24 protein-coding genes are annotated in these 23,436 nt (G+C 67.0%); 7 read left to right on the top strand and 17 right to left on the bottom strand.

From position 1 onward, the window contains the following. Positions 1-3: 3 nt before the first annotated feature. A complete protein-coding gene (thyX, locus tag L5G33_RS06670) occupies positions 4-756 on the bottom strand; it encodes an FAD-dependent thymidylate synthase (RefSeq protein ID WP_236997377.1) in 753 nt (250 codons plus the stop codon). A gap of 171 nt (positions 757-927) precedes the next feature. On the opposite strand from thyX, the gene L5G33_RS06675 reads away from it, so the two are divergent. After that, entirely contained in the window at positions 928-1,776 is an 849-nt protein-coding gene (locus L5G33_RS06675) for a tyrosine-protein phosphatase (RefSeq protein WP_236997378.1), read from the top strand. 36 nt (positions 1,777-1,812) lie between these two features. Here L5G33_RS06675 and L5G33_RS06680 read toward each other — a convergent pair whose 3' ends face one another. The 9 genes from L5G33_RS06680 to L5G33_RS06720 form a co-directional block, all read right to left on the bottom strand. Beyond that, positions 1,813-2,607: an HAD-IIB family hydrolase gene (locus L5G33_RS06680; protein WP_236997379.1), complete on the bottom strand. Its 795-nt coding sequence runs from the start codon at positions 2,605-2,607 to the stop codon at positions 1,813-1,815. 111 nt (positions 2,608-2,718) lie between these two features. Then, on the bottom strand, positions 2,719-3,675 hold the full coding sequence (locus tag L5G33_RS06685; protein ID WP_236997380.1) for a hydroxymethylglutaryl-CoA lyase-like TIM-barrel protein: 957 nt from the start codon (positions 3,673-3,675) through the stop codon (positions 2,719-2,721). A 54-nt stretch (positions 3,676-3,729) separates the two neighbouring features. Beyond that, complete coding sequence (locus L5G33_RS06690; RefSeq protein ID WP_236997381.1) at positions 3,730-4,074, bottom strand: hypothetical protein; 345 nt, start codon at positions 4,072-4,074, stop codon at positions 3,730-3,732. Between the two features lie 21 nt (positions 4,075-4,095). Then, positions 4,096-4,599, bottom strand: coding sequence for a GNAT family N-acetyltransferase (locus tag L5G33_RS06695; protein ID WP_236997646.1), 504 nt, complete (start codon positions 4,597-4,599; stop codon positions 4,096-4,098). Positions 4,600-4,631: 32 nt separating this feature from the next. Further along, positions 4,632-5,846, bottom strand: coding sequence for a winged helix-turn-helix domain-containing protein (locus L5G33_RS06700; RefSeq protein ID WP_236997382.1), 1,215 nt, complete (start codon positions 5,844-5,846; stop codon positions 4,632-4,634). After that, a complete protein-coding gene (locus L5G33_RS06705) occupies positions 5,846-6,571 on the bottom strand; it encodes a class I SAM-dependent methyltransferase (RefSeq protein ID WP_236997383.1) in 726 nt (241 codons plus the stop codon). The genes L5G33_RS06700 and L5G33_RS06705 overlap by 1 nt, the downstream gene beginning before the upstream one ends. Next, the gene (locus tag L5G33_RS06710) at positions 6,568-7,062 is read right to left on the bottom strand and encodes a dihydrofolate reductase (RefSeq protein ID WP_236997384.1); all 495 of its coding nucleotides are present in this window, start codon (positions 7,060-7,062) and stop codon (positions 6,568-6,570) included. The genes L5G33_RS06705 and L5G33_RS06710 overlap by 4 nt, the downstream gene beginning before the upstream one ends. Before the next feature lie 14 nt (positions 7,063-7,076). Continuing rightward, positions 7,077-7,883, bottom strand: a complete 807-nt coding sequence (locus tag L5G33_RS06715) for a thymidylate synthase (RefSeq protein ID WP_236997385.1) — start codon at positions 7,881-7,883, stop codon at positions 7,077-7,079. Between the two features lie 57 nt (positions 7,884-7,940). Then, positions 7,941-8,393, bottom strand: coding sequence for a flavodoxin family protein (locus L5G33_RS06720; RefSeq protein ID WP_236997386.1), 453 nt, complete (start codon positions 8,391-8,393; stop codon positions 7,941-7,943). 95 nt (positions 8,394-8,488) lie between these two features. Here L5G33_RS06720 and L5G33_RS06725 point away from each other — a divergent pair, with 95 nt between their 5' ends. Then, a complete protein-coding gene (locus L5G33_RS06725; RefSeq protein ID WP_236997387.1) occupies positions 8,489-9,274 on the top strand; it encodes an acyl-ACP thioesterase domain-containing protein in 786 nt (261 codons plus the stop codon). 30 nt (positions 9,275-9,304) lie between these two features. Here L5G33_RS06725 and L5G33_RS06730 read toward each other — a convergent pair whose 3' ends face one another. Both L5G33_RS06730 and dapB read right to left on the bottom strand, forming a co-directional pair. Beyond that, complete coding sequence (locus L5G33_RS06730) at positions 9,305-9,778, bottom strand: hypothetical protein (RefSeq protein ID WP_236997388.1); 474 nt, start codon at positions 9,776-9,778, stop codon at positions 9,305-9,307. A 3-nt stretch (positions 9,779-9,781) separates the two neighbouring features. After that, on the bottom strand, positions 9,782-10,534 hold the full coding sequence (dapB, locus tag L5G33_RS06735) for a 4-hydroxy-tetrahydrodipicolinate reductase (RefSeq protein WP_236997389.1): 753 nt from the start codon (positions 10,532-10,534) through the stop codon (positions 9,782-9,784). A 155-nt stretch (positions 10,535-10,689) separates the two neighbouring features. Here dapB and L5G33_RS06740 point away from each other — a divergent pair, with 155 nt between their 5' ends. After that, entirely contained in the window at positions 10,690-12,738 is a 2,049-nt protein-coding gene (locus L5G33_RS06740; protein ID WP_236997390.1) for a neutral/alkaline non-lysosomal ceramidase N-terminal domain-containing protein, read from the top strand. A gap of 24 nt (positions 12,739-12,762) precedes the next feature. Here the strand turns inward: L5G33_RS06740 and L5G33_RS06745 are convergent, their stop codons facing one another. The 5 genes from L5G33_RS06745 to L5G33_RS06765 form a co-directional block, all read right to left on the bottom strand. Then, positions 12,763-13,401: a response regulator transcription factor gene (locus L5G33_RS06745; protein ID WP_236997391.1), complete on the bottom strand. Its 639-nt coding sequence runs from the start codon at positions 13,399-13,401 to the stop codon at positions 12,763-12,765. Positions 13,402-13,423: 22 nt separating this feature from the next. Continuing rightward, complete coding sequence (locus L5G33_RS06750) at positions 13,424-14,668, bottom strand: sensor histidine kinase (protein WP_236997392.1); 1,245 nt, start codon at positions 14,666-14,668, stop codon at positions 13,424-13,426. Between the two features lie 159 nt (positions 14,669-14,827). Continuing rightward, entirely contained in the window at positions 14,828-17,158 is a 2,331-nt protein-coding gene (locus L5G33_RS06755) for a polyribonucleotide nucleotidyltransferase (RefSeq protein ID WP_236997393.1), read from the bottom strand. A gap of 344 nt (positions 17,159-17,502) precedes the next feature. Next, complete coding sequence (gene rpsO / locus L5G33_RS06760; RefSeq protein ID WP_236997394.1) at positions 17,503-17,772, bottom strand: 30S ribosomal protein S15; 270 nt, start codon at positions 17,770-17,772, stop codon at positions 17,503-17,505. Between the two features lie 127 nt (positions 17,773-17,899). Beyond that, on the bottom strand, positions 17,900-18,865 hold the full coding sequence (locus L5G33_RS06765) for a bifunctional riboflavin kinase/FAD synthetase (RefSeq protein WP_236997395.1): 966 nt from the start codon (positions 18,863-18,865) through the stop codon (positions 17,900-17,902). A gap of 81 nt (positions 18,866-18,946) precedes the next feature. On the opposite strand from L5G33_RS06765, the gene L5G33_RS06770 reads away from it, so the two are divergent. The 4 genes from L5G33_RS06770 to L5G33_RS06785 all read left to right on the top strand — a co-directional run bounded on the left by L5G33_RS06770 (position 18,947) and on the right by L5G33_RS06785 (position 23,397). Further along, positions 18,947-19,630: a metal-dependent transcriptional regulator gene (locus tag L5G33_RS06770; protein ID WP_236997396.1), complete on the top strand. Its 684-nt coding sequence runs from the start codon at positions 18,947-18,949 to the stop codon at positions 19,628-19,630. Positions 19,631-20,589: 959 nt separating this feature from the next. Then, entirely contained in the window at positions 20,590-22,026 is a 1,437-nt protein-coding gene (locus L5G33_RS06775; protein ID WP_236997397.1) for a carboxylesterase/lipase family protein, read from the top strand. Between the two features lie 154 nt (positions 22,027-22,180). Next, entirely contained in the window at positions 22,181-22,582 is a 402-nt protein-coding gene (locus tag L5G33_RS06780; protein ID WP_236997398.1) for a hypothetical protein, read from the top strand. Beyond that, positions 22,579-23,397 carry a nuclease-related domain-containing protein gene (locus tag L5G33_RS06785; protein WP_236997399.1) on the top strand — a complete coding sequence of 273 codons (819 nt, stop codon included), beginning with the start codon at positions 22,579-22,581 and terminating at the stop codon, positions 23,395-23,397. The genes L5G33_RS06780 and L5G33_RS06785 overlap by 4 nt, the downstream gene beginning before the upstream one ends. The last annotated feature ends 39 nt before the right edge of the window (positions 23,398-23,436 follow it).

Here is a 23,436-nt window from a genome sequence, read left to right on the forward strand (position 1 = left end):
GTATCAGCCCTCGAAAACGAACGGGGATGTCGCGACGTGCGATCCATCGGCCAGTTCGCCGATCTCGAAGTCGCCGAAGGCGGTCGGCGCGACGTCGACGAGGTGCCGCAGACATTCGACGGCGAGCTGCCGGATCTCGACGTCGGCGTGCTCGGTGGCGCGCATGCCGATGAAGTGGCGCCACGCGCGATAGTTGCCGGTCACCACGACCCGGGTCTCCGTCGCGTTGGGCAGCACCGAACGCGCGGCCTGCCTCGCCTGTTTGCGGCGCAAGATCGCGTTCGGCACGTCTTCGAACTTCGTCTCGAGTTCCGCGAGGAGTTCGCTGTACGCCTCACGCGACGCGTCGGTCGCTTTGACGAACAGTTCCTCCAACCGCGCGTCGCCGCGGACCGCGGGCGGCGCGACGACGTTGGAGTCGTGCTCGGGCACGAACCGTTGGGACAGCTGCGAATACGAGAAGTGCCGATGCCGGATCAATTCGTGAGTGCACGACCGCGAGATACCGGTGATGTAGAACGTGACGGTCGCGTGCTCGAACAGCGACGTGTGGCCCACTTCGAGGACGTGCCGCAGGTATCCGGCGTTGGTCGCGGTACGCGGATTCGGCTTGTCCCAGCTCTCGTAGCAGGCGCGTCCCGCGAACTCGATGAGCGCTTCACTGCCGTCGGCGTCCGTGCTCCAGTCGATGTCGGCCGGGGCAGTGAACTGGGTCGCCGCCACGAGTTGCACTTTCAACGGCACCAGTTCGGACACCGGCGCTCCTCTCGCAGTAGTTGGTCTCGCAGTAGGTGAGTGCGCACGAGGCGGGTTGGCAGTGGGTGGTCGCCCCTCGTCACCAATGGTGTCAATTGTCCCCCGACGCATTCCGTGCCGTTCCGCGGGGTCGACGAGCGCGACGACCACTCGCGGCGCATGATGGTCGTCATGAATTCCCGCCTCTCTCCCACGGTTCCCCAATCGGCTCGACCCGGTCTCGCCCGTCGCCGTGTCGCGATGATCGCCTTGTCGAGCGCGCTGGTCGCCGCACCCATCACGGTCGCGGCTCCCGCCGCCAACGCGGCGCCTGGCGTGACTGCGTCGACACCGTCGACAGTCATCACCCCGGATCGCGAAATCGGCCTGACAGGCACCGAGAACACCCGTACCCTCGCCGGCTACGTTGGCGAGGACGGCAAGCGGGTCAACGACCTGATCCTGCGCAGCGACAACCTCTCTAAACTGACCGCCGCCGACCGCGCCACACTCGACAAGCGCGGATTGAAGACCGTCGTCGACCTGCGTACCGGCATCGAGAAGACCGTCCAGCCGAACAAGAAGTTCGCAGGCGTCACGACCGTCGACGCCGACATTCTCGGGCAGGTCTCTCCCGTCGCCCTCGTCGACCTGGACCAGGCGTACCGCGCGTTCGTCACCGACGCCAACGCCCGCACCCAGTACCGCGAAGCGATCCTCGCGATCAAAGACACCGCAGCCGACGGCGGCACGACGCTCTACCACTGCTCAGCGGGCAAGGACCGAACCGGCTGGACGACGGCGATCGTGCTCACCATCCTCGGCGTCGACCGTGCCACGATCAACGCCGACTATCTCGCGTCGAACCACTACCGACACGCGGTATCGAACGACGTCCTCAATGGTGTGACCATCGGCTGGCTGGACGCGTCGTACCGGGCGGCGGAGAAGAAGTACGGCTCGATGGACGCCTACATCCGCGACGGACTGAAACTGACCGACGGCGACATCGCGTCGCTCCGGGACAGCCTGCTCGACTAGAACCCCGCTCGACGAGAACCCTGCACGACGAGAACTTCAGTCGCGGCGCCCGTCGGCGACTGAGCGGCGGACGACCGCCCCTAGCTTTCCGAACGTGTCTTCCCAGCCGTGCACCTGCACGGAGTCGATACCGAGGTCGGCCACGGGGCGGTCGTTTCCGCCCTCGTCGAGACGGTCCCCGTAGAACAGGATGTCGGCGATGCCCAGGTCGAGGATCTCCGTGAGACGGCGGGCGCCGAACGCCTTGTCGATGCCCTTCGCGGTGATGTCGACCGACGTGGACCCGCCGCTGCGGACCTCGAGTTCGGGGAGCCGTTCGGCAGCGTAGGCGCGCAGCGCTTCCTTCTTGCGGCCGTCCGGGTCCCATGCGGCTTTCGCGTCGACCGGCGCGGACTGGCCGAGCGCCGAGAACGTGATCTGACTGCCGCGGTCCTCGAGGATCGGGCCCCACGTCTCGGACTCCCACAGTCCGAGTGACCGCGCGCCCTCTTCGACGACGCGCAGCGCCTCGTCCTTCTGCTCGGTCGAGAGGTCTTCGGCGTACACCGTCTCCCACTCGGTGCCCGACCAGCGGATGTAGCGGGTGCCGTTGGTCGGCATCAGATGCAGATTGGCCTTGTCGGGGAAGTCGCCGAGTCGGTCGAGGACCTGCGACTGGAACTGACCGTACTGTCCGCCGGAGATGATGCACACCATCGACGTGGCGAGTAGATCGGTGAACAAGCCGACCATCTCGTCGCTCATCGGGGTCTTCGACGGGGCGAGGGTATCGTCGAGGTCGAACATGACGAGCTTGTAGCTCTTCCCGTCGCGGGTCACTCCATCAGGCATGCCGGAAAGCTTACTGGTGGCCGCCGACCACGAGTCGCACCGGCCAGACGGCACTGAATCGCGGAGCCGGGGTTCGGCGCGGGATCGGGGCAGTGTTCCGGGTACGGACGGTCAGCCGATGACCCATTCGAAGGCGTCCGCCTTCGATCGGGCGCCCTGCGCGGTCTTCGAGCGAGAGGTCTCCCCCAGTTCAGCGAGGAGTGCCTCGCCCGTGCGGACCAGTTCGGCGAGCGCGGCCGGCGTCAGATAGTCGGGTCGCGTCGCGAAGAGGAGGTCTTCGGTCGCGGTGTTGCCGCTCGCTCCAGGCGCGAACGGACAGCCGCCGAGACCGGCGAGCGCGCCGTCGACGACGCGGGCGCCGCCCTCGATCGCAGCCAGTGAGTTCGCGACGCCCATCCCCCACGTGTCGTGGCCGTGGAACACCAGTCGGCGATCGCCTGCCGGAGCGGTCGCGAACAGCTCGCGCACCTGCCCGGGATAAGCCTGACCGAGTGTGTCGGCGAGCACGACGTCGTCGGCGTCCGCGGTCCGCGGATCGGCGACGATCCCGCGCACTCGGTCCGGGTCGACGGGCCCGTCGAACGGGCAGGTGAAACTCGTCGCGATGCACAACTGGATACGTCCACCTGCCTCCTTCACGATCTCGACGGCCTGGGGCATCGCGGCGACTGAGTCTTCGGTGAGCCGACCGATGTTGGCCTTGTTGTGGGCGTCCGACGCGGAGAAGCAGTATTGGACGTTCTTCGCGCCCGCCGCGACCGCCTTCTCGACGTGCCGAGGCGTGGCCACCCAGATCCAGCACCGGTCGAGTTCGGCTGGCGTCAACGCACCCACGACGTCGAGCGACCCGGCCATCGGCGGCACGAGGTCCGGCCGCGCCATCGACCCGATCTCCAGTTCCGGGATGCCCGCGGCGAGGAGCGTGCGGACGAGTTCGACGCGGGTCGCGACGTCCAACGTTTTACCAGTGAGCTGAAGTCCGTCACGGAGGGTCACGTCCCGGAGGATCGCGTCTCGGGGAATCACGTCACCGCGGGGAGTCACGTCACGAGGTACGGCTGTGGTCATGGCGTGAGTGTATCGAGAGGCACGATCAGTGGAGTCCGGGGAACTCGCGGGCGCTCACGCCTCGTCGAGGGTGATGACGACGGAGGTCCCCTTCTCCCCGACCTTCGCGACGCCGGTGCCCGTGCGGACCTCGCCGTCGAGCTTGATGGTGATCGGCGTCGGTCCCGGCTGGAAGTTGCGCCACCAGGTCTTCTGCGACGCTGCCGCGACGCCGACGAGGATGGTGCCGTCGTCCTGGCGTCGGAACGCGACCGGCAGAGTGAAGTGTTTGCCGCTCTTACGCCCGGTGTAGCCGATCTCGGTCATCGACTTGCGCAGGGCCGGGCCGACGACCGGAGCCGACAGCAGCGGAGTGACGGCGGTGTTGAAGACACGGGCTACGCGTGCGAATGTACTCATAAGTCCACAGTAGGACGCACATCACACCTCGCGCAGCATGCACGCCCTCGGCCATAGGTCCAATCCGTGCGACTTCTCTTGCGCCCGTATCGCTTTCAACCCGGGAGTCTCTTCCGAATCGGCGAGGTACCGGAATCCGCTCCGCACGTAATAGGGGCCGTTCCACGGGACGTCGACGTACGTGGTGAGCGTGACGGCGGGCAGTCGACGCTTGCGCGCCCAGTCGGCGGCACGCTCGATCAGCGCCGCGCCCAGGCCGCGACGTGCATAATCGGGATGGACGGAGACCTGCTCGATGTGGGCGGTCTCGTCGACCGTTTCGACGATCAAGTAGGCGGCCGGCCGCTCCGTCTCGTCGACTACGACCCAGCACCGACCGTCGTCGACGACCTCCGTCAGATATTCGATCGGCAGCGGGTCGTCGTTCGCGACGAGACCCATGCCGAGGCCAGCGAACAACGCGCCCGCAGCGATCTCGATCTCCTGCAGCACGACCACATCCGAGCGTCTGCCTTCGCGAATCATCACGACCCCACGCTAGCGTCCGTACCTGCCGCTCAACACACCGCGGACAGGGCCTCCGACAGCGCGCCGCGTGGACGGATTCGGAGGTCGTGAAGGCCCCGCCACTCGGCCATCGCCCGTAGATCCGCAGCCAACGACGCCGCGACCGCGCCCCGGTCGGCGTCCGGTTCGATGTGCGCCGACAACACGTCGAGGACCCCGGCGCCGCGATCGGCCTTCAAGTCGACGCGCGCCACGACGTCCTCCCCCATCAGGTACGGCAGCACGTAGTAGCCGTGGACGCGTTTGTGCGCGGGCACGTAGATCTCGATGCGGTAGTGGAAGTCGAACAACCGCTGCGTGCGCGGCCGGAAGAACACGAGCGGATCGAACGGCGACAGCAGGGTGTGCCGACCGACAGCTCTCGGCGTCCTGGCCTCCCGGTGCAGGTAGGCGGGCTCCGCCCATCCCTGCACCGACACCTTTCGGACCACGCCGTCGTCCGATAGGTCGCCCAGCACGGCGCGGACGTCCGCGGTTTTCAGCCGGTAGTAGTCGGCCAGGTCGGCAACCGTCCCGACACCCAGCGCCGAGGCTGCCCGGGAAACGAGTTCACGGTGGGCGGTGGCCCGATCGACGGTGATGTTCACGCGGTCGCCGACGATCCGTTCGGCGAGATCGTAGTGGCGGACGAAGTTTTCGTTTCGGGTGGCAGAGAAGTCACCGGACGCGAACAACGCCTCGCACACGTGTTTCACCTCGCCCCGCGTCCACCATGAGCCCTTCTCCCCGGGCGCGCGTTCGATCCCGAGCACGCCCTCGATCTGCCGCGGCGTCGACGCACCAGCGGCAGAAACCACATCACCGATGTCGGCGGCGAGCGACCTGTTGCGCGCCAGCACTTCTCGCGTATACCGGTAGCGACCGCCGCGGTACTCGTCCATTCGCCAGCCGAACAGCGGCCAGTCGTCGACGGGGACCAATGCCGCCTCGTGCGCCCAGTATTCAGCGAGCAGCCGAGGCGTCCGAACGGTGTCGCTCCAGGCTGCGGCGTCGAGGACGGCGGCGTCGTACGCGCCGAGCCGACTGAACGCCGGCAGATAGTGGGCCCGCGCGAGGATATTCACCGAGTCCATCTGCAGCAGGCGGGTGCGGCCCAACACGCGACGAAGGTGCCTCCTGGTCGGCTGCCCGCTCGGCATCGGGTCCGTGAATCCCTGTGCGGCCAAGGCGATCCGGCGAGCCTGGCCGATCGACAGATCGTCCATCACAGGTATCCGGCGACGACAGTGACCGGCCATCTGACACTCCGGGGTTCCCGCCAGTGCGGTGCGAGGTCGGCCCGCAACGCTGCGACGAGGTCCGGCGCCCCGGTATCTCGGGCACGTCGGACCGCAGACCACGTCTCGACGTAGCCGACGAAATCCTCGAGGTTCCAGTCGCGCTCGATCGGCGACGCCGCGATGTCGACCCGCTCGAATGGGAACGGCAGGTCGGCGTACCCGGAGTCGACGTGTGCCCGTTCGGGCGGCCAGTACCGACCGATCTCGTGGCGGTAGAAGCGGTCGAATCGTTCGGCGATGTCGTCGCCTGGGGCCACGACACCGTATGTGATCAGGGCCAACAGCGCGCCGGGTCGGGCGATGCGCTGCACTTCGTTGTAGAACGCGGGGAGGTCGAACCAGTGCGCGGCCTGCGCGGCGGTCACCGACGACGCCGAGCCGTCGGCGACGGGGAGACTCTCGGCCGACCCCACGCGGTATTCGATGTTCGGGGGCCCGGCCGCGGCATCGATCTGGCTCGCCGACGGATCGACGCCGACGACTGCGTCGAAACGCTCGGCGAGGAGCCGCGTCAACTGGCCGGTGCCACACCCGACGTCGACGGCCAGTTCCCGGTCCGGCACCGACGACGCCAGCACGTCGGCGAGCTCAGCAGGATAGGTCGGGCGGTGCTCCGCGTACTCGGCACCGCCGGTCGCGAACCAGGTCACCGGGCGGCCCGCTGGTAGTCGACGAACCGGTACCTGGTCCCCGTCTTCGACGTCTCCCAGCCGCCGAGCTCAACGACCGTCCACACGTCGGTGTCGATCTCGGGGGCGAACGCGTCGGCGGCGTCGACGAACACGTCGATCTCGGTGATCCGCAGATGGGTCGCGAACTCCATTGCAGCCGCATAGATCTCGCCGCCGCCCATGATCGACGCGACACCGCCGACGAGGTCGAGTGCCTCGCGCACTCCGGGAACGATCTCGGCGCCGGACGCGTCGAACGCGCGGTTGCGCGTCACGACGACGTTCCGTCGTCCGGGCAACGGCCGAAACTTGGCAGGCAGCGACTCCCACGTCTTGCGCCCCATGATGACGCTGCCGGTCCCGGTGAGTGCTTTGAACCGTGCCATGTCCTCTGGCACGCGCCACGGGATGGCGTTGGCTTTGCCGATGGCACCGGCCAGGTCTTGCGCCCACACGAGGGAGACGGTCATCGGGTACTCCTGACTCAGACGGCGACGGGCGCCTTGATCGCCGGATGCGACGTGTAGCCGACGATCTTCACGTCGACGTAGTCGTAGTCGAAGATCGACGCGGCCTTGCGCAATTCCAGCTGCGGGTACGGGTACGGGTCCCGGGAGAGCTGTTCGCGCACCTGGTCGACGTGGTTGTCGTAGATGTGGCAGTCGCCGCCGGTCCACACGAAGTCGCCAACCCCGAGGCCGGCCTGCTGCGCCATCATGTGTGTCAGCAGCGCATACGACGCGATGTTGAACGGTACGCCGAGGAACAGGTCGGCGCTGCGCTGATACAGCTGACAGCTGAGTTTGCCGTCGGCCACATAGAACTGAAAGAACGCGTGGCACGGCGGTAACGCCATCTGCGGGATCTCGCCGACGTTCCACGCCGACACGATGTTGCGCCGCGAATCCGGGTCTGTCGTCAACGTCTCCAACGCCACCGCGATCTGGTCGATGTGCTCGCCCGACGGCGTCGGCCAGTTGCGCCACTGGACGCCGTAGACGGGACCGAGTTCGCCGTCATCGGCCGCCCACTCGTCCCAGATCGTGACACCGTGCTCGCGCAGCCACGTGACGTTCGAGTCGCCGCGCAGGAACCACAGGAGTTCGTAGACGATCGACTTGAGGTGCACCTTCTTGGTGGTGACGAGCGGGAAGCCCGCCGACAGGTCGAACCGCATCTGATGGCCGAACACACTCCGCGTTCCGGTGCCGGTGCGGTCCGCCTTGGGCGTGCCGCTCTCCAGCACGAGTCGCAGCAGGTCTTCGTACGGTGTCGGGATGGGCGTGCTCACCTCGTCGAGTGTACCGAGGCGCCCTACGGCGGCTGGTCGACGCGCCGACGTCGTTGCCTATCCCATGACCCCGGCGGCGACCGTCGCGCCCAGTTCCCAGCACGCGTCAAGTTGTTCCTTGTCCGGCTTGTTCGACGCGATCACATAGTCGGCGGCCTTCTCCCAGCCGAGCCCGGCGGTGATCCGGTCGACGGCGTTCACCGCGCCCTCGGCCCCCTCGTTGCCGTGCAGGTACAGCCCGAACGGGCGACCCCGCGTCGAGTCGAGGATCTGGTAGTAGCTGGAGTCGAATGCGTGTTTCAATGCGCCGGAGATGTAGCCGAGGTTCACCGGCGAGCCGAGCACGTATCCGTCGGCCTCCAGGAAGTCGGTGGCCGACACCGACAAGGCTGCGCGGCGCACCACCTCGACGCCCTCGATCTCGGGATCGGTCGCGCCGTCCACCACCGCCTCGAACATCGCCTGGCAGTGCGGCGACGGCGTGTGATGGACGATCAGTAGACGAGCCATACGTCCACTCTGGCAGAACCCGAAGCCCCTGTGCGCGCGAAGCGCCCGGTCGGCCCCGTGGCACGATCGTTCCGACGCACAATCGAGGGGACCTCATGCCGCACACCAGTACGCTCGCCGCCCGCCCGCCTCAGGCGCGAACCTACGAGCGCACGTACCGCCTCCGGATGGAGGACGTGACGCCCGCCATGGACGTCCGCCACGACGCGATCGCACGCCTACTGCAGAACATCGCGATGGACATGATCGACGAGTCGGCGTGGGGGAAGAAGAACCCGTTCTGGATCGTGCGCCGGAACGTGATCGACGTGCTCGAGCCGATCACCTGGCCGGGCGACGTGCACATCGAGCGATGGTGCGAGGCCACGTCGTCGCGGTGGGTCGGCATGCGGCAGCGGCTGACCGGAGTCCCGAGCGCAACCGGATTCGCCGACGCAGACCGTCCCGCCGGACTCATCGAGACGTCGAGCTTCTGCATCAACGTGACGCGGGAGGGTCGGCCTTCACGGATCGACGATGAGACCATCGACGACTGGAACGGCGACGTCACCGAGACCCGGCTCAAATGGAAGTCGATGACTCCGGCGTCGCCCGACGCCGTCACCGATGCGCCCGAGTACACATCGTTCGCGTTGCGCACCACCGACTTCGACGCCTACGGACACATGAACAACGTCGCGTACTGGCATGCGGTCCACGCCGTCCTCGCGCGTTTTCCCGGCCTGGCCGCGGCACCGCATCGCGCGGTGATCGAGTACTTGCGGCCGATCACGCCGCGAGACGAGGCAACCATCGCTACCGCCGATTACGACGGCGGCCTCGCCCTGTGGTTCATCGTCGACGATGTGGTCACGACGTCGGTGACCGTCACGCCGCTGTGAACGCGAGAAGCCTGCCGGTGCGTGGATACTTCAGGCCTTGGCCTGTCGGTATTGGCCCGACGCACGCTTCATCATCTCGCGGGCTCGGGAACGGTCGCCGGCGTAATCGTAGGCCCGCGCGATCCGGTAGGTGCGGACCCAGTCGCTCGGGTCGGCCTCCCACTCCTGTTTGACCTGCGCGAACAATTCGTCGGCTGCGTCGCGCTCGATCCGACCGGATGGTCGGCGCGGCAGATCGTCGACGTCGAGCTCCCGACCGAGTTCGGCTACGTCGGCTGCCATCCGTTGGTGCTCGATCCCCGAGCGGAGCGTCGAGACGATCATCCACACGCCGAGCAGCGGGAGGATGAAGATGCCGATACCGAGGCCGATCGACACCGCGGTTCCGTGCTCGAGCAACCGGTACGCCATACGGCCGAGGATCAGGAAGTACACGCACATCGCGATGACCAGGAACACGATCACGGCGACGATCGGCCGTGCGTCGGACTTACGAGCGGCCACGAGTCACAGATCCATCAGGTGTTCGAGGCCAACAGTGAGTCCCGCCCGCGAACCGATCTCGCGCACACCGAGCAGGACGCCCGGTACGAACGAGTTGCGGTCGATCGAATCGTGGCGGATCGTCAGCGTCTCACCCTGCGTACCGAACAGCACCTCCTGGTGCGCGACGAGGCCGGCGAGCCGCACCGAATGCACGCGCACCCCGTCGATGTCCGCGCCGCGGGCGCCGTCCAACCCGGTCGACGTCGCATCCGGCGACACCCCCAAGCCCGCCTCCGCGCGGGCGGCGGCGATCAGCTCGGCGGTACGCCCTGCGGTACCGGACGGAGCGTCGGCCTTGTGCGGGTGGTGCAGTTCGACGACCTCGACCGAGTCGAAGAACCGTGCCGCCTGCTGAGCGAAGCGCATCGAGAGGACCGCGCCGATCGCGAAGTTCGGCGCGATCAGCACGCCGCTGCGCGGGTCATCGCCGAGCCAGCCGCGGACCGTGTCGAGCCGCTCCTGGGTGAACCCGGTGGTACCGACGACGGCGTGGATTCCGTTGTCGATCAAGAACTTCAGGTTGTCCATGACGACATCGGGATGGGTGAAGTCGACGACCACCTCGGTGCCGGAGTCGACGAAGGACTGGAGCGAATCACCTTTGTCGACTCCGACGGTGAACTCGACGCCGTCACCGGACTCGACTCCCTCGACGATCGCTTTGCCGACCTTGCCGTTGCTGCCCAACACACCCGTGCGGATGGCGTCACCCATGACTTCCAAGCCTTTCGTCGCTGATGGTCCTCCAGTCTAGAAGGCGCGGCCCGAGGCGGTCCGGTCGCACACACCCCCGAGTATTGATCGATCGATCTACTGAGGCTAGAGTCACACTGCCGATCCACAAGAGCCTGCGTCATTCAAGGAGTCCGATGTCCGACGTTTCACGCCGCACCTTCCTGCACGCGACCGCCGCCGGGACAGCCGCCGCCGCTGCCGCCGTCGGCCTCGGCGCCGCTGCCACGGACGCGGCCGGACCAGCCCGCGGCGCTACCGGATACCTCGTCGGCGCGGGCAAGGGCGATATGACCGGCGCGATCGCCGGGCAGGGAATGATGGGCTACTCCGACCTCGACCAGGTCGCGAACGGACTACTGCAACGCACCTGGGCGCGGGCGTACATCATCGCCGACGCCGCGACCGATCGACGAGTCCTGTTCATCACCGCCGACATCGCATGCGTGTTCACCTCCCACCACAACACGCTGCTCGCCGAGCTCCGCGCGCGCTACGGCAACACGTACAACGTCCACAACGTGAATGTGAACGCGACCCACAACCACAACTCGTGCGGCGGGACATCGTGGGACTACGCCTATGTGCTGGCGGCGAAGGGCCACCGCCACAACTCGTTCCGCGCCGAGGTCGACGGACTGCTCGACGCCGTCGCGCAGGCGCACGAGTCACTCGCCCCGGGCACGGTGGAACTCGGCCACTCCGAACTCCACAACGCAAGCGCCAACCGCTCGTACGACGCGTTCAGGCTCAACCCGGAATCGGACCGCAAGCACTTCCCCGACCACATCGACCCCCAGGTCACCGCGATCCGGCTACGCCAGGGCGGGTCGACGATCGGTGAGGTCACGTGGTTCGCCACCCACGGCACGTCACTCACCGACGCCAACTTCCTCATCGGCCCGGACAACAAGGGATACGCGGCGTACCTCGGCGAACAGCGCGACCCGAACATCGTGAGCGCGCACGCCCAGACCAACGCGGGCGACATGACGCCGAACTTGTGGGCCCGCAAGATGAATCCCGGCGGCCCGACGTCGAACCACCGCAGCAACCGGATCATCATCGGACGACGCCAGGACCAGGCGGGTCAGTCGGCCCTGTCGTCGGCACGACCGATGACCGCGGGCGGTGTCGACGCAGCCACGCGCTACGTCGACATGGCGAACGTCCACGTCAACGGCCACTACACCCCGCACGGCAAGGCGACGCGCACCTCCCCCGCCATGATGGGCGCGGCGGCGGCCGCGACCAGCCAGGAGGAGAACACCCGCAGTCAACTCGGATTCCTGAACGAGGGTGTCCGGAACGAGTTGGCGATGGCACTCGGAGCGGGCGACACTCCGACACCCGCTGCGTGGATCGCCGACAGCCAGGCGCCGAAGGCCATCCTGTTCCCACTCGGCATCATGCCGCCCCGCTCGTGGATCGAGCAGCGTCTTCCGATCCAAATCCTGCGGATCGGCGATCTCGTCTTGGCGGCGCTGCCGACCGAGTCGACCATCGTCGCCGGCCTGCGAGTGCGACGCATCGTCGCCGACGCGATGGACGTGCCGCTGCAGAACGTGCTGCTGCAGGGCTATTCGAACGGCTACAGCCAGTATGTGGTGACACCCGAGGAGTACGTTTCGCAGCAGTACGAGGGCGGCGAGACGCTGTTCGGGCGGTGGACGCTGTGCGCGTACATGCAGGAGATGGACTCCCTCGCCCGGTCGCTGAAACGGGGCGCGAAACCGTCCGCTGGCCGCGCGCCGGCGGATCGCGCCGACCTGCAGCCCGATCTGCTCGGCGCCCAGCCTGCCGACACTCCGATGCCCGGCCGCCGCTTCGGCCAGACCGTCTCGAAGGTCCCGACTTCGGTCGGGGCCGGCTCGACGGTGTCGGCGAGCTTCTGCGGCGCCTACCCGAGCAACCGGGTGCGACGCGGATCGCGGCGCTACTTCTCGGTCGAGAAGTTCACCGGGGCCCGGTGGGAGACGGTCTACGACGACGACCACGAGTCCACGGAGATGACGTGGGTCCGGCCGGGCGGCAGTCCGTCCGCATCGAAGGTCACCGTCACCTGGCGCGTGCCGCGGAACGCGGCTCCGGGCGACTACCGGATCCGCTACTTCGGCGACGTCAAGACGACGTCGGGCACGCTGCGCGAGATCAGCGGAGCGACAGGACGGATCAAGGTCGCCTGACGCGCATGTGGCCTGAGACGAGGTTCACGCCTGCGCGAGGTACATCAGGATCGCCCGCACCCGACGGTTCTCCGTCTCGGGCGGCAGCTCCAGCTTGGTGAAGATGTTCGACACGTGTTTCGCGACGGCCGCGTCGGAGACGAACAGCGCCGCGGCGACCTCCGAATTGCTGTCACCGCGGGCCATGAGCGCGAGAACCTCCCGTTCGCGCGGGGTGAGGCGTTCGATGACTGCGGACCCGAACATCTTCGAGATCACTTCGGGGTCGACGACCACACCGCCGGACACCACGGTCTCGATCGCCCGGAGGAAGTCGTCGACGCGACCGACCCGTTCCTTGAGGAGGTAGCCGACGGCGCCGCCCTGCTCCGACGACAGCAGTCGGCGCGCGTACGCCGCCGCCACGTACTGAGACAGCACGAGAACCGGCAACGCGGGCCGGCGGCGTCGGAGGTCGAGGGCGGCGCGCAGCCCGTCGTCGCCGTCGCCCGGCGGCATGCGGACATCGGTGACCACGAGGTCGACGCCGGTCAGATCGACGTTCCGCAGCGCGGCCGCGTCACTCACGGTGGCGATGACCTCGTGTCCGGCCCGTTCGAGAATCCTCACGAGGCCTTCGGCGAGCAGAACCGAGTCCTCGGCCAGAACAATGCGCACTCCCACCCGATCGAGTCTTCCCGATCGCCTACTGGCCTGCGCGACCGGTCCACCGAAGAACGGTGGGACCGCCGCGCGGGCTCGTGACGGTAAGCGTCGCGCCGAGTGAGTGAGCCCGTTCGACGAGCCCCGCGAGTCCGCTGCCGCGTGACGGGTCGGCCCCGCCGACCCCGTCGTCGGTGACGACCATGCTCACGACGCCCAGCACGTCGGACAGTTCGATCGTCACCGACGACGCGCGCCCGTGCTTGACCGCGTTGGTCACCGATTCACTCGCCGTGTAGTACATCGCCCGTTCGAACGGTGCGGGAAGCCGACGGCCCGGAGACCATCCGGCGCTGGGGAGCACCCGCACGCTGATCGGGTCGCCGAGTTCGGCGCACGCCGCCTCGAGGCCGAAGTCCTCGAGGACTTTCGGGTTCACTCCGCGCACCGTCTCGCGCAGTCCCGACAGGGCGCGTTCGACGCGTGCTTGGGCCGCTTCCACTTCGGTACGCAATGTCGGGTCGTCGCTGGTCTGCGCGAGTTCGCCGAGCTGCATGGCGGCTCCCACGAGGTCCTGTTGCGGACCGTCGTGCAGGTCGCGCTCGATGCGCTGCCGCTCGGCTTCGAACGACCCGACGAGGACGCCGCGAGAGGACTCCAGAGCTGCGACCTGCGCGGCCAACTCCTCTTCTCGCGGGCCGAGCAGCCACGTCGCGATCGACGCGGTGATCGCCGCCGCGACACCGCTCAAATACAGACCGATGATGATGAGCGGCAGCGCGATCGGCACCATCGACCAGGATTCGCCGACCGACTCGACCGTCCAGCTCCACAGATTGATGACCTCCCCCTGCCTAGCGATCACCGGCGCGAACGCGAAGACGCCGACGGCGAATGCGACGATCGACAGACCGATCCCGACCAGCGGTGCGTAGATCGCGAGGAACAGCGAATAGACCACTTCACGCCACGTGGCGGGCTCACCGAGGCGGACGCCCATCCGGGTCGGGACGTTCCCGTCGACCGGGGTGTGCGGGTCGCCGATCGCCGGGACGCCCAGGAGCCTGACCCGCTGTCGGTCGATCTTGCCGAGCAGGTTCGACCAGGCGGGTGCGAACGGCAGCAGCACGATCACCACGTACGCCAGGAACATCAGGCATCCGAGGACCAGGGTCGTGAGGGTGTACGCGACGCCCCGCCACGGATCGGACGAGGTCAAGTAGCGCAGCGGCGACCGTCCGAGGGCCCGCCACGGCGATCTGGTCGCTGTCATCTCATCTGTCGTCATGTGTTCAACGCTATTGACCTGCATCGACGATCTCACTGGTGCGACGTCGACTGTTCACGGTAGTGCTGACACTACCCAGCGATCGCTCAGCGAAGACGACTCCGGCCCGCGATGCCGGGAAGAGCATCGCGGGCCGGAGCGAGATCAGGTCAGATCAGATCAGGCGTCTGCCGTCTCGTCGGACTTCTCGTCTGCGTCGTCGCGGACGAGGACGAGGCTGATCTTGCCGCGCTCGTCGATGTCAGCGATCTCGACCTGGAGCTTGTCGCCGACCTTGACGACGTCTTCGACCTTGCCGATGCGCTTGCCGTTGCCCAGCTTGCTGATGTGGATCAGTCCGTCGCGGCCCGGGAGCAGCGAGACGAACGCGCCGAACGCGGGCGTCTTGACGACCGTGCCGAGGAAGCGTTCGCCGACCTTCGGCAGCTGCGGGTTGGCGATGGCGTTGACCTTGTCGATCGCAGCCTGAGCGGACAGGCCGTCGGCCGCGCCGATGAACACGGTGCCGTCGTCCTCGATGGAGATGTTGGCACCGGTGTCTTCGGTGATCCCGTTGATCGTCTTGCCCTTGGGGCCGATCAGCTCGCCGATCTTGTCCAACGGGATCTTGATGGTCGTGATCCGCGGAGCGAACGGGCTCATCTCGTCCGGCTCGTCGATGGCCTCGGACAGAACGTCCAGGATCGTCAGGCGTGCCTGCTTGGCCTGGCTCAAAGCGCCGGCGAGAACCTTCGACGGGATGCCGTCCAGCTTGGTGTCAAGCTGGAGCGCGGTCACGAACTCCTTGGTGCCTGCGACCTTGAAGTCCATGTCGCCGAACGCGTCCTCGGCGCCGAGGATGTCAGTGAGTGCGACGTAGCGCGTCTCGGTCTTGCCGTCGATGGTGACCTCATCGGAGACGAGGCCCATCGCGATACCCGCGACCGGCGCCTTCAGCGGGACACCGGCGTTGAGCAGCGACATGGTCGCCGCGCAGACCGAACCCATCGACGTCGAACCGTTGGAGCCGAGGGCTTCGGACACCTGACGGATCGCGTACGGGAACTCTTCGACGCTCGGCAGGACCGGCACGAGTGCACGCTCGGCGAGCGCGCCGTGGCCGATCTCGCGGCGCTTCGGCGAACCGACGCGACCGGTCTCACCGGTCGAGTACGGCGGGAAGTTGTAATGGTGCATGTAACGCTTGCTCGTCTCGGGGCCGAGCGAGTCGATGGTCTGCGCCATCTTGACCATGTCGAGCGTGGTGACACCCATGATCTGGGTCTCGCCTCGCTCGAACAGCGCACTGCCGTGAGCGCGCGGGATCAGGCCGATCTCCGCCGAGAGTGCGCGGATGTCGGTGATGCCGCGACCGTCGATACGGAAGTGGTCGGTGAGGATGCGCTGGCGCACGAGCTTCTTGGTGAGCGAGCGGTAGGCCGCGCCGATCTGGCCTTCGCGGCCTTCGAACTTGTCGCCCAACGCCGCGAGGACGTCGCCCTTGAGCGCGTCGGTCGCGTCGTCGCGCTCCTGCTTGCCCGCGATCGCGAGAGCCTCGCTCAGCCGCGCGGTGGCGAACTCGGCGACCGCGTCGTAGACGTCGTCCGCGTAGGCCGGGAACAGCGGGAACTCGCGGGTCTCCTTGGCTGCGGCGGCGGCGAGCTGCTTCTGCGCCTCGCAGAGCTGGGCGATGAACGGCTTGGCAGCCTCGAGGCCTTCGGCGACGATCGCTTCACTCGGGGCCTGCGCGCCGCCTGCGATGCGGTCGAGAACGTTCTCGGTGGCCTCGGCCTCGACCATCATGATGGCGACGTCGGCGGCCTCAACCGATCCGCTCGCTCCGCTCCCGGCGTCGTTCGCGCCTTCACCGGAGACGATGCGGCCGGCGACGACCATGTCGAACACGGCGCCTTCGAGCTGATCGACGGTCGGGAACGCGACCCACTGGCCCGCCTTGTTCTCGTCGCGGCCTTCGCCTTCACCGGCGAGGGTCGGGATGAGGGCGACGCGGACGCCGCCGACGGGGCCGGAGAACGGCAGACCCGAGATCTGGGTGGACGCCGATGCCGCATTGATCGCGAGGACGTCGTACAGGTCCTTCGGGTCGAGCGACAGGATGGTCTCGACGACCTGGATCTCATTGCGGAGACCGTCGACGAACGACGGGCGCAACGGACGGTCGATGAGACGGCAGGTCAGGATCGCGTCGGTCGACGGGCGGCCTTCGCGGCGGAAGAACGACCCCGGGATCCGGCCCGCGGCATACATGCGCTCTTCGACGTCGACGGTCAGCGGGAAGAAGTCGAAGTGCTCCTTCGGCGACTTGGACGCGGTGGTCGTCGAGAGGAGCATCGTCCCCTCGTCGAGGTATGCGACGACCGAGCCTGCGGCTTGCAGGGCCAGACGTCCGGTCTCGAAGCGGATGGTCCGCTGGCCGAACGCGCCGTTGTCGATGACGGCGGAGACTTCGGTAATCGATTCGTCGAAGTCGTCGGTGATGACATCAGTCATGTAGTGAGAATCCCTCGTGTAGTTCGGCCGCGGTCTGTCGCGACCGGCATATGCAGTTGCAGACCCGTCGCATTTCGCGACGGATCGGGGTGGATAAGAGACAGGAGCGGCCGCGGGAGTCGTGGCCAGCGCGTCGTGCGCTGTGAGTAGACGGCCTTCGATCGAAGCGGCCGGAGTTTGTCACTTCCGACAGCCACTACCGAGGACCGATCTGACGATTCACGACTGGGTTGCCGCTGCAGGCAGGTCATCGCACCGGGTCGATCTTACCATTTCCGCTGCGTAATACACTTCGAGACCGTGACCCTGGCGGGTCGCGGCCTCGAAGAGATCACGGGGGCGCGTCAGCGACGCATGCCCAGGCGCTCGATCAGCGAGCGGTAGCGGGTGATGTCGACGCTCGCCAAGTACTTGAGCAGGCGACGACGGCGACCGACCAGCAAGAGCAGACCACGACGGCTGTGGTGGTCGTGCTTGTGCTCCTTGAGGTGCTCAGTCAGGTCCTTGATCCGCTTCGTCAGCATCGCGACCTGAGCCTCCGGCGAACCGGTGTCGGTCTCGTGGACGCCGTACTCGCTGAGGATGGCCTTCTTCTCGTCGGCGGTAAGAGCCATGAGAGTCTCCTTGATTTTCAGTTCCGTGCTCGGACTCACCCACCAGCGGGCGAGGGTGCGCCACCACGGACCGCAGCTGACACCAGCGGGTGACCTTACCAGGGCCGACGCCCCAGCGAAGAATCGTTCAGTTCTCGTCCGCGGACAGGATCGTCCGCGTGCGCGTCACATCGTCGCTGATGGCGGCGATCAGCGCGTCGACACCGTCGTACGACTCCATGCCACGCAGCCTGCTGACGAAGTCGACGGCGACGTGCTGACCGTAGAGGTCTGCGTCGAGGTCGAGGACGTACGCCTCGACGGTCCGGTTGCGACCGGAGAACGTCGGATTGGTGCCGACCGAGACCGACGCCGCGTAGCGCCTGCCGAGCCGGAACCCTTCCCCTTCCTTGTCGCCGAGGACGGTGAACCATGCCGCGTACACGCCGTCGCCGGGGATCGCGGCATGCTCAGGCGGGGCGATGTTCGCCGTCGGATACCCGAGGTCGCGGCCCCGTCGTTCACCGTGGACGACAGCGCCCTCCACGCGGTGCGGTCGGCCGAGGGCTTCGGCCGCGAGTTCGACGTCGCCGGATGCGATGCACGAGCGGATATACGTCGACGAGTAGGTCACGGCATGCTCGCCGAACAGCGACACCGCCGTCACTTCGAACCCGAACCGCTGCCCGAGTTCGCGCAGTTTCGGGACGTCGCCGAGCGCCTTGTGGCCGAAGGTGAAGTTGTCTCCGACGACCACCTCCGCGGCATGCAACTCCTCGACGAGGACCTCGTGAACGAATTCCTCCGGCGACTGCGCCGCGACCGTCGATGTGAACGGGATGACGCAGAACACGTCGACTCCCATCTCCTCGGCGAGATCGGCGCGACGACGGAGTGTCGACAGCTGGGGCGGGTGTGTCCCCGGGCGGACGACCTCAGACGGGTGCGGGTCGAAGGTCATCAACACGGACGGGACACCTCGCTCGGCAGCGGCCCGCGTCGCCGCAGTCACCAATTGGGCGTGCCCACGGTGAATACCGTCGAACACACCGATGGTCACCACACAGCGGCCCCACCCGGCAGGTACATCGTCCAATCCTCGCCAACGCAACACGCTTCTACAGTACGGCGCGGGACGCGGTCGGGCACGGCGCGGTGGACGACTCCGCTCACGACGATGGGTATGGTCATGCATATGCCCGACTCTCGACCGGTCGACGAACTCTCGTCTGTGACCCAGGACTATCTCAAGGTGATCTGGACGACGCAGGAATGGTCCGATGTGAAGGTCACGACCAAGCTGCTCGCCGAGAAGCTCGGGGTCTCCCCCTCCACAGCCTCCGAAGGTATCCGGAAACTCGCAGATCAGGGCCTCGTCGATCACGCGCCGTACGGTGCGGTGACGCTTACCGACGAAGGCAGCGAGGCTGCGATCAGTATGGTGCGACGGCACCGACTGCTCGAGACGTTCCTGGTGCGCGAGCTCGGGTACGGCTGGGACCAGGTCCATGAGGACGCCGAAGTGCTTGAGCACGCGGTCTCCGAACGGCTGCTCCGGCACATCGACGTCAAACTCGGCCATCCGAAGCGCGACCCGCACGGCGACCCGATCCCGGGAGTCGACGGCAGCGTCCCCGATGCTGCGGCCCTTCAGCTCGCCGATCTCGGCGTGGACGAGTCCGGTGTCATCAACCGCATCTCCGACTCGGATCCGGAGATGCTCCGCTACTTCGAGGAGATCGGCATCGCGTTGGACTGCCGCGTCCGCATCTCCGAGAAACGGCCGTTCGCCGGGACGGTCACGATCTGCGTCGACGACGGCGACCCGATCCACCTCGGCGACATCGCCGCCCGCGCCATCTTCCTCCACCGAGGCTGAGCTCCCCTGTCGCGACGGCTCCCTTGTCGCGCCTCACCTCCTTTGCTGCAGCCTCACCTCTCTTGTCGCAGCCTCACCTCTCTTGTCGCAGCCTCACCTCTCTTGTCGCAGCCTCACCTCTCTTGTCGCAGCCTCACCTCTCTTGTCGCAGCCTCAATGTGTCGTAGCAGCATCGGCGCAGGCTGCTACGACGAAATGAGAGCGCGAGACCGTAGTTGAGGCTGCAGCACCTGAGTGGAAGCTGCGGCAGGACCGATTTCACTCGAGTCCCTCCACCGTTCGTCGGCGTCGACCATCACGTCAGCGCGGAGGCCACTCTCCGGGCCCCGGCCTCTGCGGCGGCGGGGGACTCTGCGGGGACGGAGGCCTCCGAGTCGGCACATCTGTGGGCCACGGGGCCGGCGCAGTAGGTGGACGTTGCATTCCACGTGGATAGACAGGCTGTGGCGGGGCTCCCCATCCGATAGGCCCCGACGGGTACGCACCGCCCGGACCGCGTGGAATGTTCCTGCGAGCCTTGAAGGCGTGTACTGCTAGTCCGATCAACGCGCCCGGGATGATTCCCCAGAGAGCCGCCATCGCGACGGCGGTGAAGAACAGTTCGCTGGCCTGCGGCCCCTCTGGCACACGTCCGAAGATGTCGGGTTCGGGCTCGTCGGCACCGGCAAACACGAGAATAAGGAAGAGCACGAACATGACCACCGTCGTGACCCCGGCACCGATCGCGGCCCTGCGCAGTGCACGGTTGCGTGAGGCAGGCCCCGGCACCGGCGGCATCACTTGGTATGGCTGAAATTGCGGAGAGTCCTGGTACACGGGGAACACCATATTACGCCGCACACCGCGTTGTTAGTTCTGTCATTCAATCGCTGCCCTATGCGGCGGCTCTGGGTGCAGCGAGAATCAAAGCATCGTCGGCGTCTCACATCGGAGCCAGTGCCCCGGTTAAGGTCGACGGTATGCCCAATGCGTCTCCTGACTGCCACGTCGAAACCGTTCACGGCCCTGTCCGTGGCAGACGAGTCGCCACGGGCAGCGGCTCGACCGTCGCGGCTTTCCTCGGAATCCCCTATGCCGCACCACCTGTCGGCGCCCTCGCGTTCGACGCGCCCGTGCCTCCCACGCCGTGGACGGCGGTTCGGGACGCGACCGAGTACGGTCCGGCGGCGCCGCAGGTCGGATACCCGGAGCCGATCGCGTCGATCCTGGAGAACGTTGTCGCTCCGGGTGATGAGTACCTGAACGTCAATGTGTGGACTCCCGACCCGGCGGCGGACAGTCTGCCCGTTCTGGTGTGGATCCACGGCGGCGCGTTCACCCGCGGCGCCAATCGCATCGCGATCTATGCGGGCGACACCTTCGCCCGGGACGGGCTGGTGTTCGTCGGCGTCAACTACCGTCTCGGCGCTCCCGGTTTCGCGTCCCTCGACGGCGCACCCGAGAACCGCGGGCTCCTCGACCAGATCGCCGCGCTCGAGTGGGTCCGCGACAACATCGCCGCGTTCGGCGGCGATCCGTCGCAGGTCACCGTGATGGGCGAGTCTGCGGGCGCCATGAGCGTCGCCTCGCTGCTGTCCTCGCCGCGGTCTGTCGGCCTGTTCGATCGGGCGATCATGGAGAGCGGCAACGGGATCAGCGCGGCGACGGTCGACGACGCCCGGCGGGTCACCGCGCGGACGTCGGAGATCCTCGGCGTGGAACCGACCGCCCAGGCGTGGGCGAGCATCGACGCCGACAGACTACTCCGGGCACAGACTGACACGGCTTTAGAACTCTCGGTGAACCCCGATCCGACTGTGTGGGGCGAGTCGGTCGTGGCGGCCGGGCTGGGCGTCATGAGCTTCATGCCCGTCGTCGACGGCGACGTGCTCCCGGACATCCCGATCTCGTCGATCGCTGCGGGAGGCGGACGCGGCGTTCGGCTCCTGGCCGGGTGGAACGCCGACGAGTTCCACTTCTTTCTCGCGCCCTCCGGTGTGGTCGCCGCCGTCGACACTGCCGCCGCGCGTGCCGTCCTGGACCGAATGGGAGCGTCGCCGGACCGGTTCGACGACCTCGTGGCGGCCGGCGCGACAGCGGGCGACGCGCTCTGCGCCGAACTCACCCGCCACGGCTTCGCCGACCCGACACGCGCCATCGCCGACGCCCGACCCGACGATCAGACGTTCGTGTACGAGTTCGGCCGACACAGTCCGGTGATGGGGATCCGCGCGGGTCACGCCGTCGAAATCCCGTACGTCTTCGACCACGTCGACGACGCCCACTCACTCGTCGGCCCCGACCCCGACCACGGGCTCGCCGAGCGAATGCACGCCGCGTGGACGTCGTTCGCGATGACGGGCGACCCGGGGTGGACACCGTATCGCCCCGGCGATAAACCGCACCTACTGGTCTGATACCCAGGCGATCCGACGACGGCCACACAGTTGCCGACGTAGACGTAGACGTAGACGTAGACGTAGACGTACGGCAGTCAAATGACGCAGCACGCCTAGCGTCTGATACACAACATGATGTGCAGTTGCACTTCGTTGGCTATCCAGGAGCGGCATGTCGAACCACGGACACCTCATTGGGCATTACGCGGGAACCACACTGCCACCGCAGTACGAATACACGATCACCGGAGAGTCGACCGCACGTCGACTCGAAGCATTCTGCCTGGCCATCGCGGTCGCGGCGGCACTCATCCCGTTCGCATCGCTGCTCTTCCATGCCACAGGCGCATCCGCGTCGACCTTCGCGCTACCGGTTTCGCTGTCTGTCTCAGTGATCCTCGCAATCGGGCTCGTCGTCGCAAGCGGATACGCGATTCGACTCAACTCATGGTTCGCAGCCGCCGCGACGATCCTCGTCTCCATTCTCTTGGGAGCGGCGACGACCTCACCGCCGGTCTTCGTACCACTGCTGATCGGCTGGGGTTTTCTGCTCGCCGCGGTCATCTCGGGATGATCGGGGAGCAACTCTCCGGTGACATCTTCCTGCGGGAGATCGAACGGGCCGGGCTGGCTCCGTACGTTCAGATCGTGCACGGGTTGAAGTACCCCGGCCCGGTCCACGCCGACATCGATCATGCACTCGTGTGCGCGAATCGTGTGCTCCTGGTGGACTCGAAGTACTGGCAGGCGATGCACTGGCGATGGTTCGGCGACGCGATGATCGGCGGGGCCGGCCAGAATCAACAAGTACGCGACAGTGGATTCACCCATGGCGTCGCTGTGGTTCGGCAGATGTTCCACCCGATCGAAGTAGGCGCCGCTGTGCTTCTGCACCCGAGCAGCCCGGGCACGATCACCGTCGACAACTCCATGGCGGGTACACACCCGCCACTGGTCGCCGCCTCCGAAGGCATCGCGCCCCTCCTCGACTGGCTGCGTGGAGCGCTTCCGCCGACCCAGGATGAGTATCGACGCCTCCAATCGCAATCCATGCGGATGGTCCTTTCGATCACGGATGGATTCACTGAACCGTTCGTAGCCTCCACCGCAGCGCCGGCGATCACGCCAGTCGTTCCAGGGGTTGACCAACCGAGCATCGTGCGGTCGACATTGCGCTCGACCGGTTCCGAAGCGGCGAACATCGGCCGGTGGTATCTCAACCGTCGCCGTCGCAAGCACGCCGATTTCCAGCAGAAGGCGTCGCTCGCGGATGCTCGACGGCAGCAACGGCATGCGACACTCATGCAGCGTCGCCAAGAACAGGTCCTCCGGATGCAACATGACGAACTCAATTCCCAGCGCCCGGTCCGGAAGCGGAAGATGTGGTGATCTCGCCGACGGCGAGCCGCGCTCGATCAACCGAGCGAC

Origin of the sequence: Gordonia liuliyuniae (genome assembly GCF_021738805.1) — a bacterium.
Lineage (GTDB): Bacteria > Actinomycetota > Actinomycetes > Mycobacteriales > Mycobacteriaceae > Gordonia > Gordonia liuliyuniae.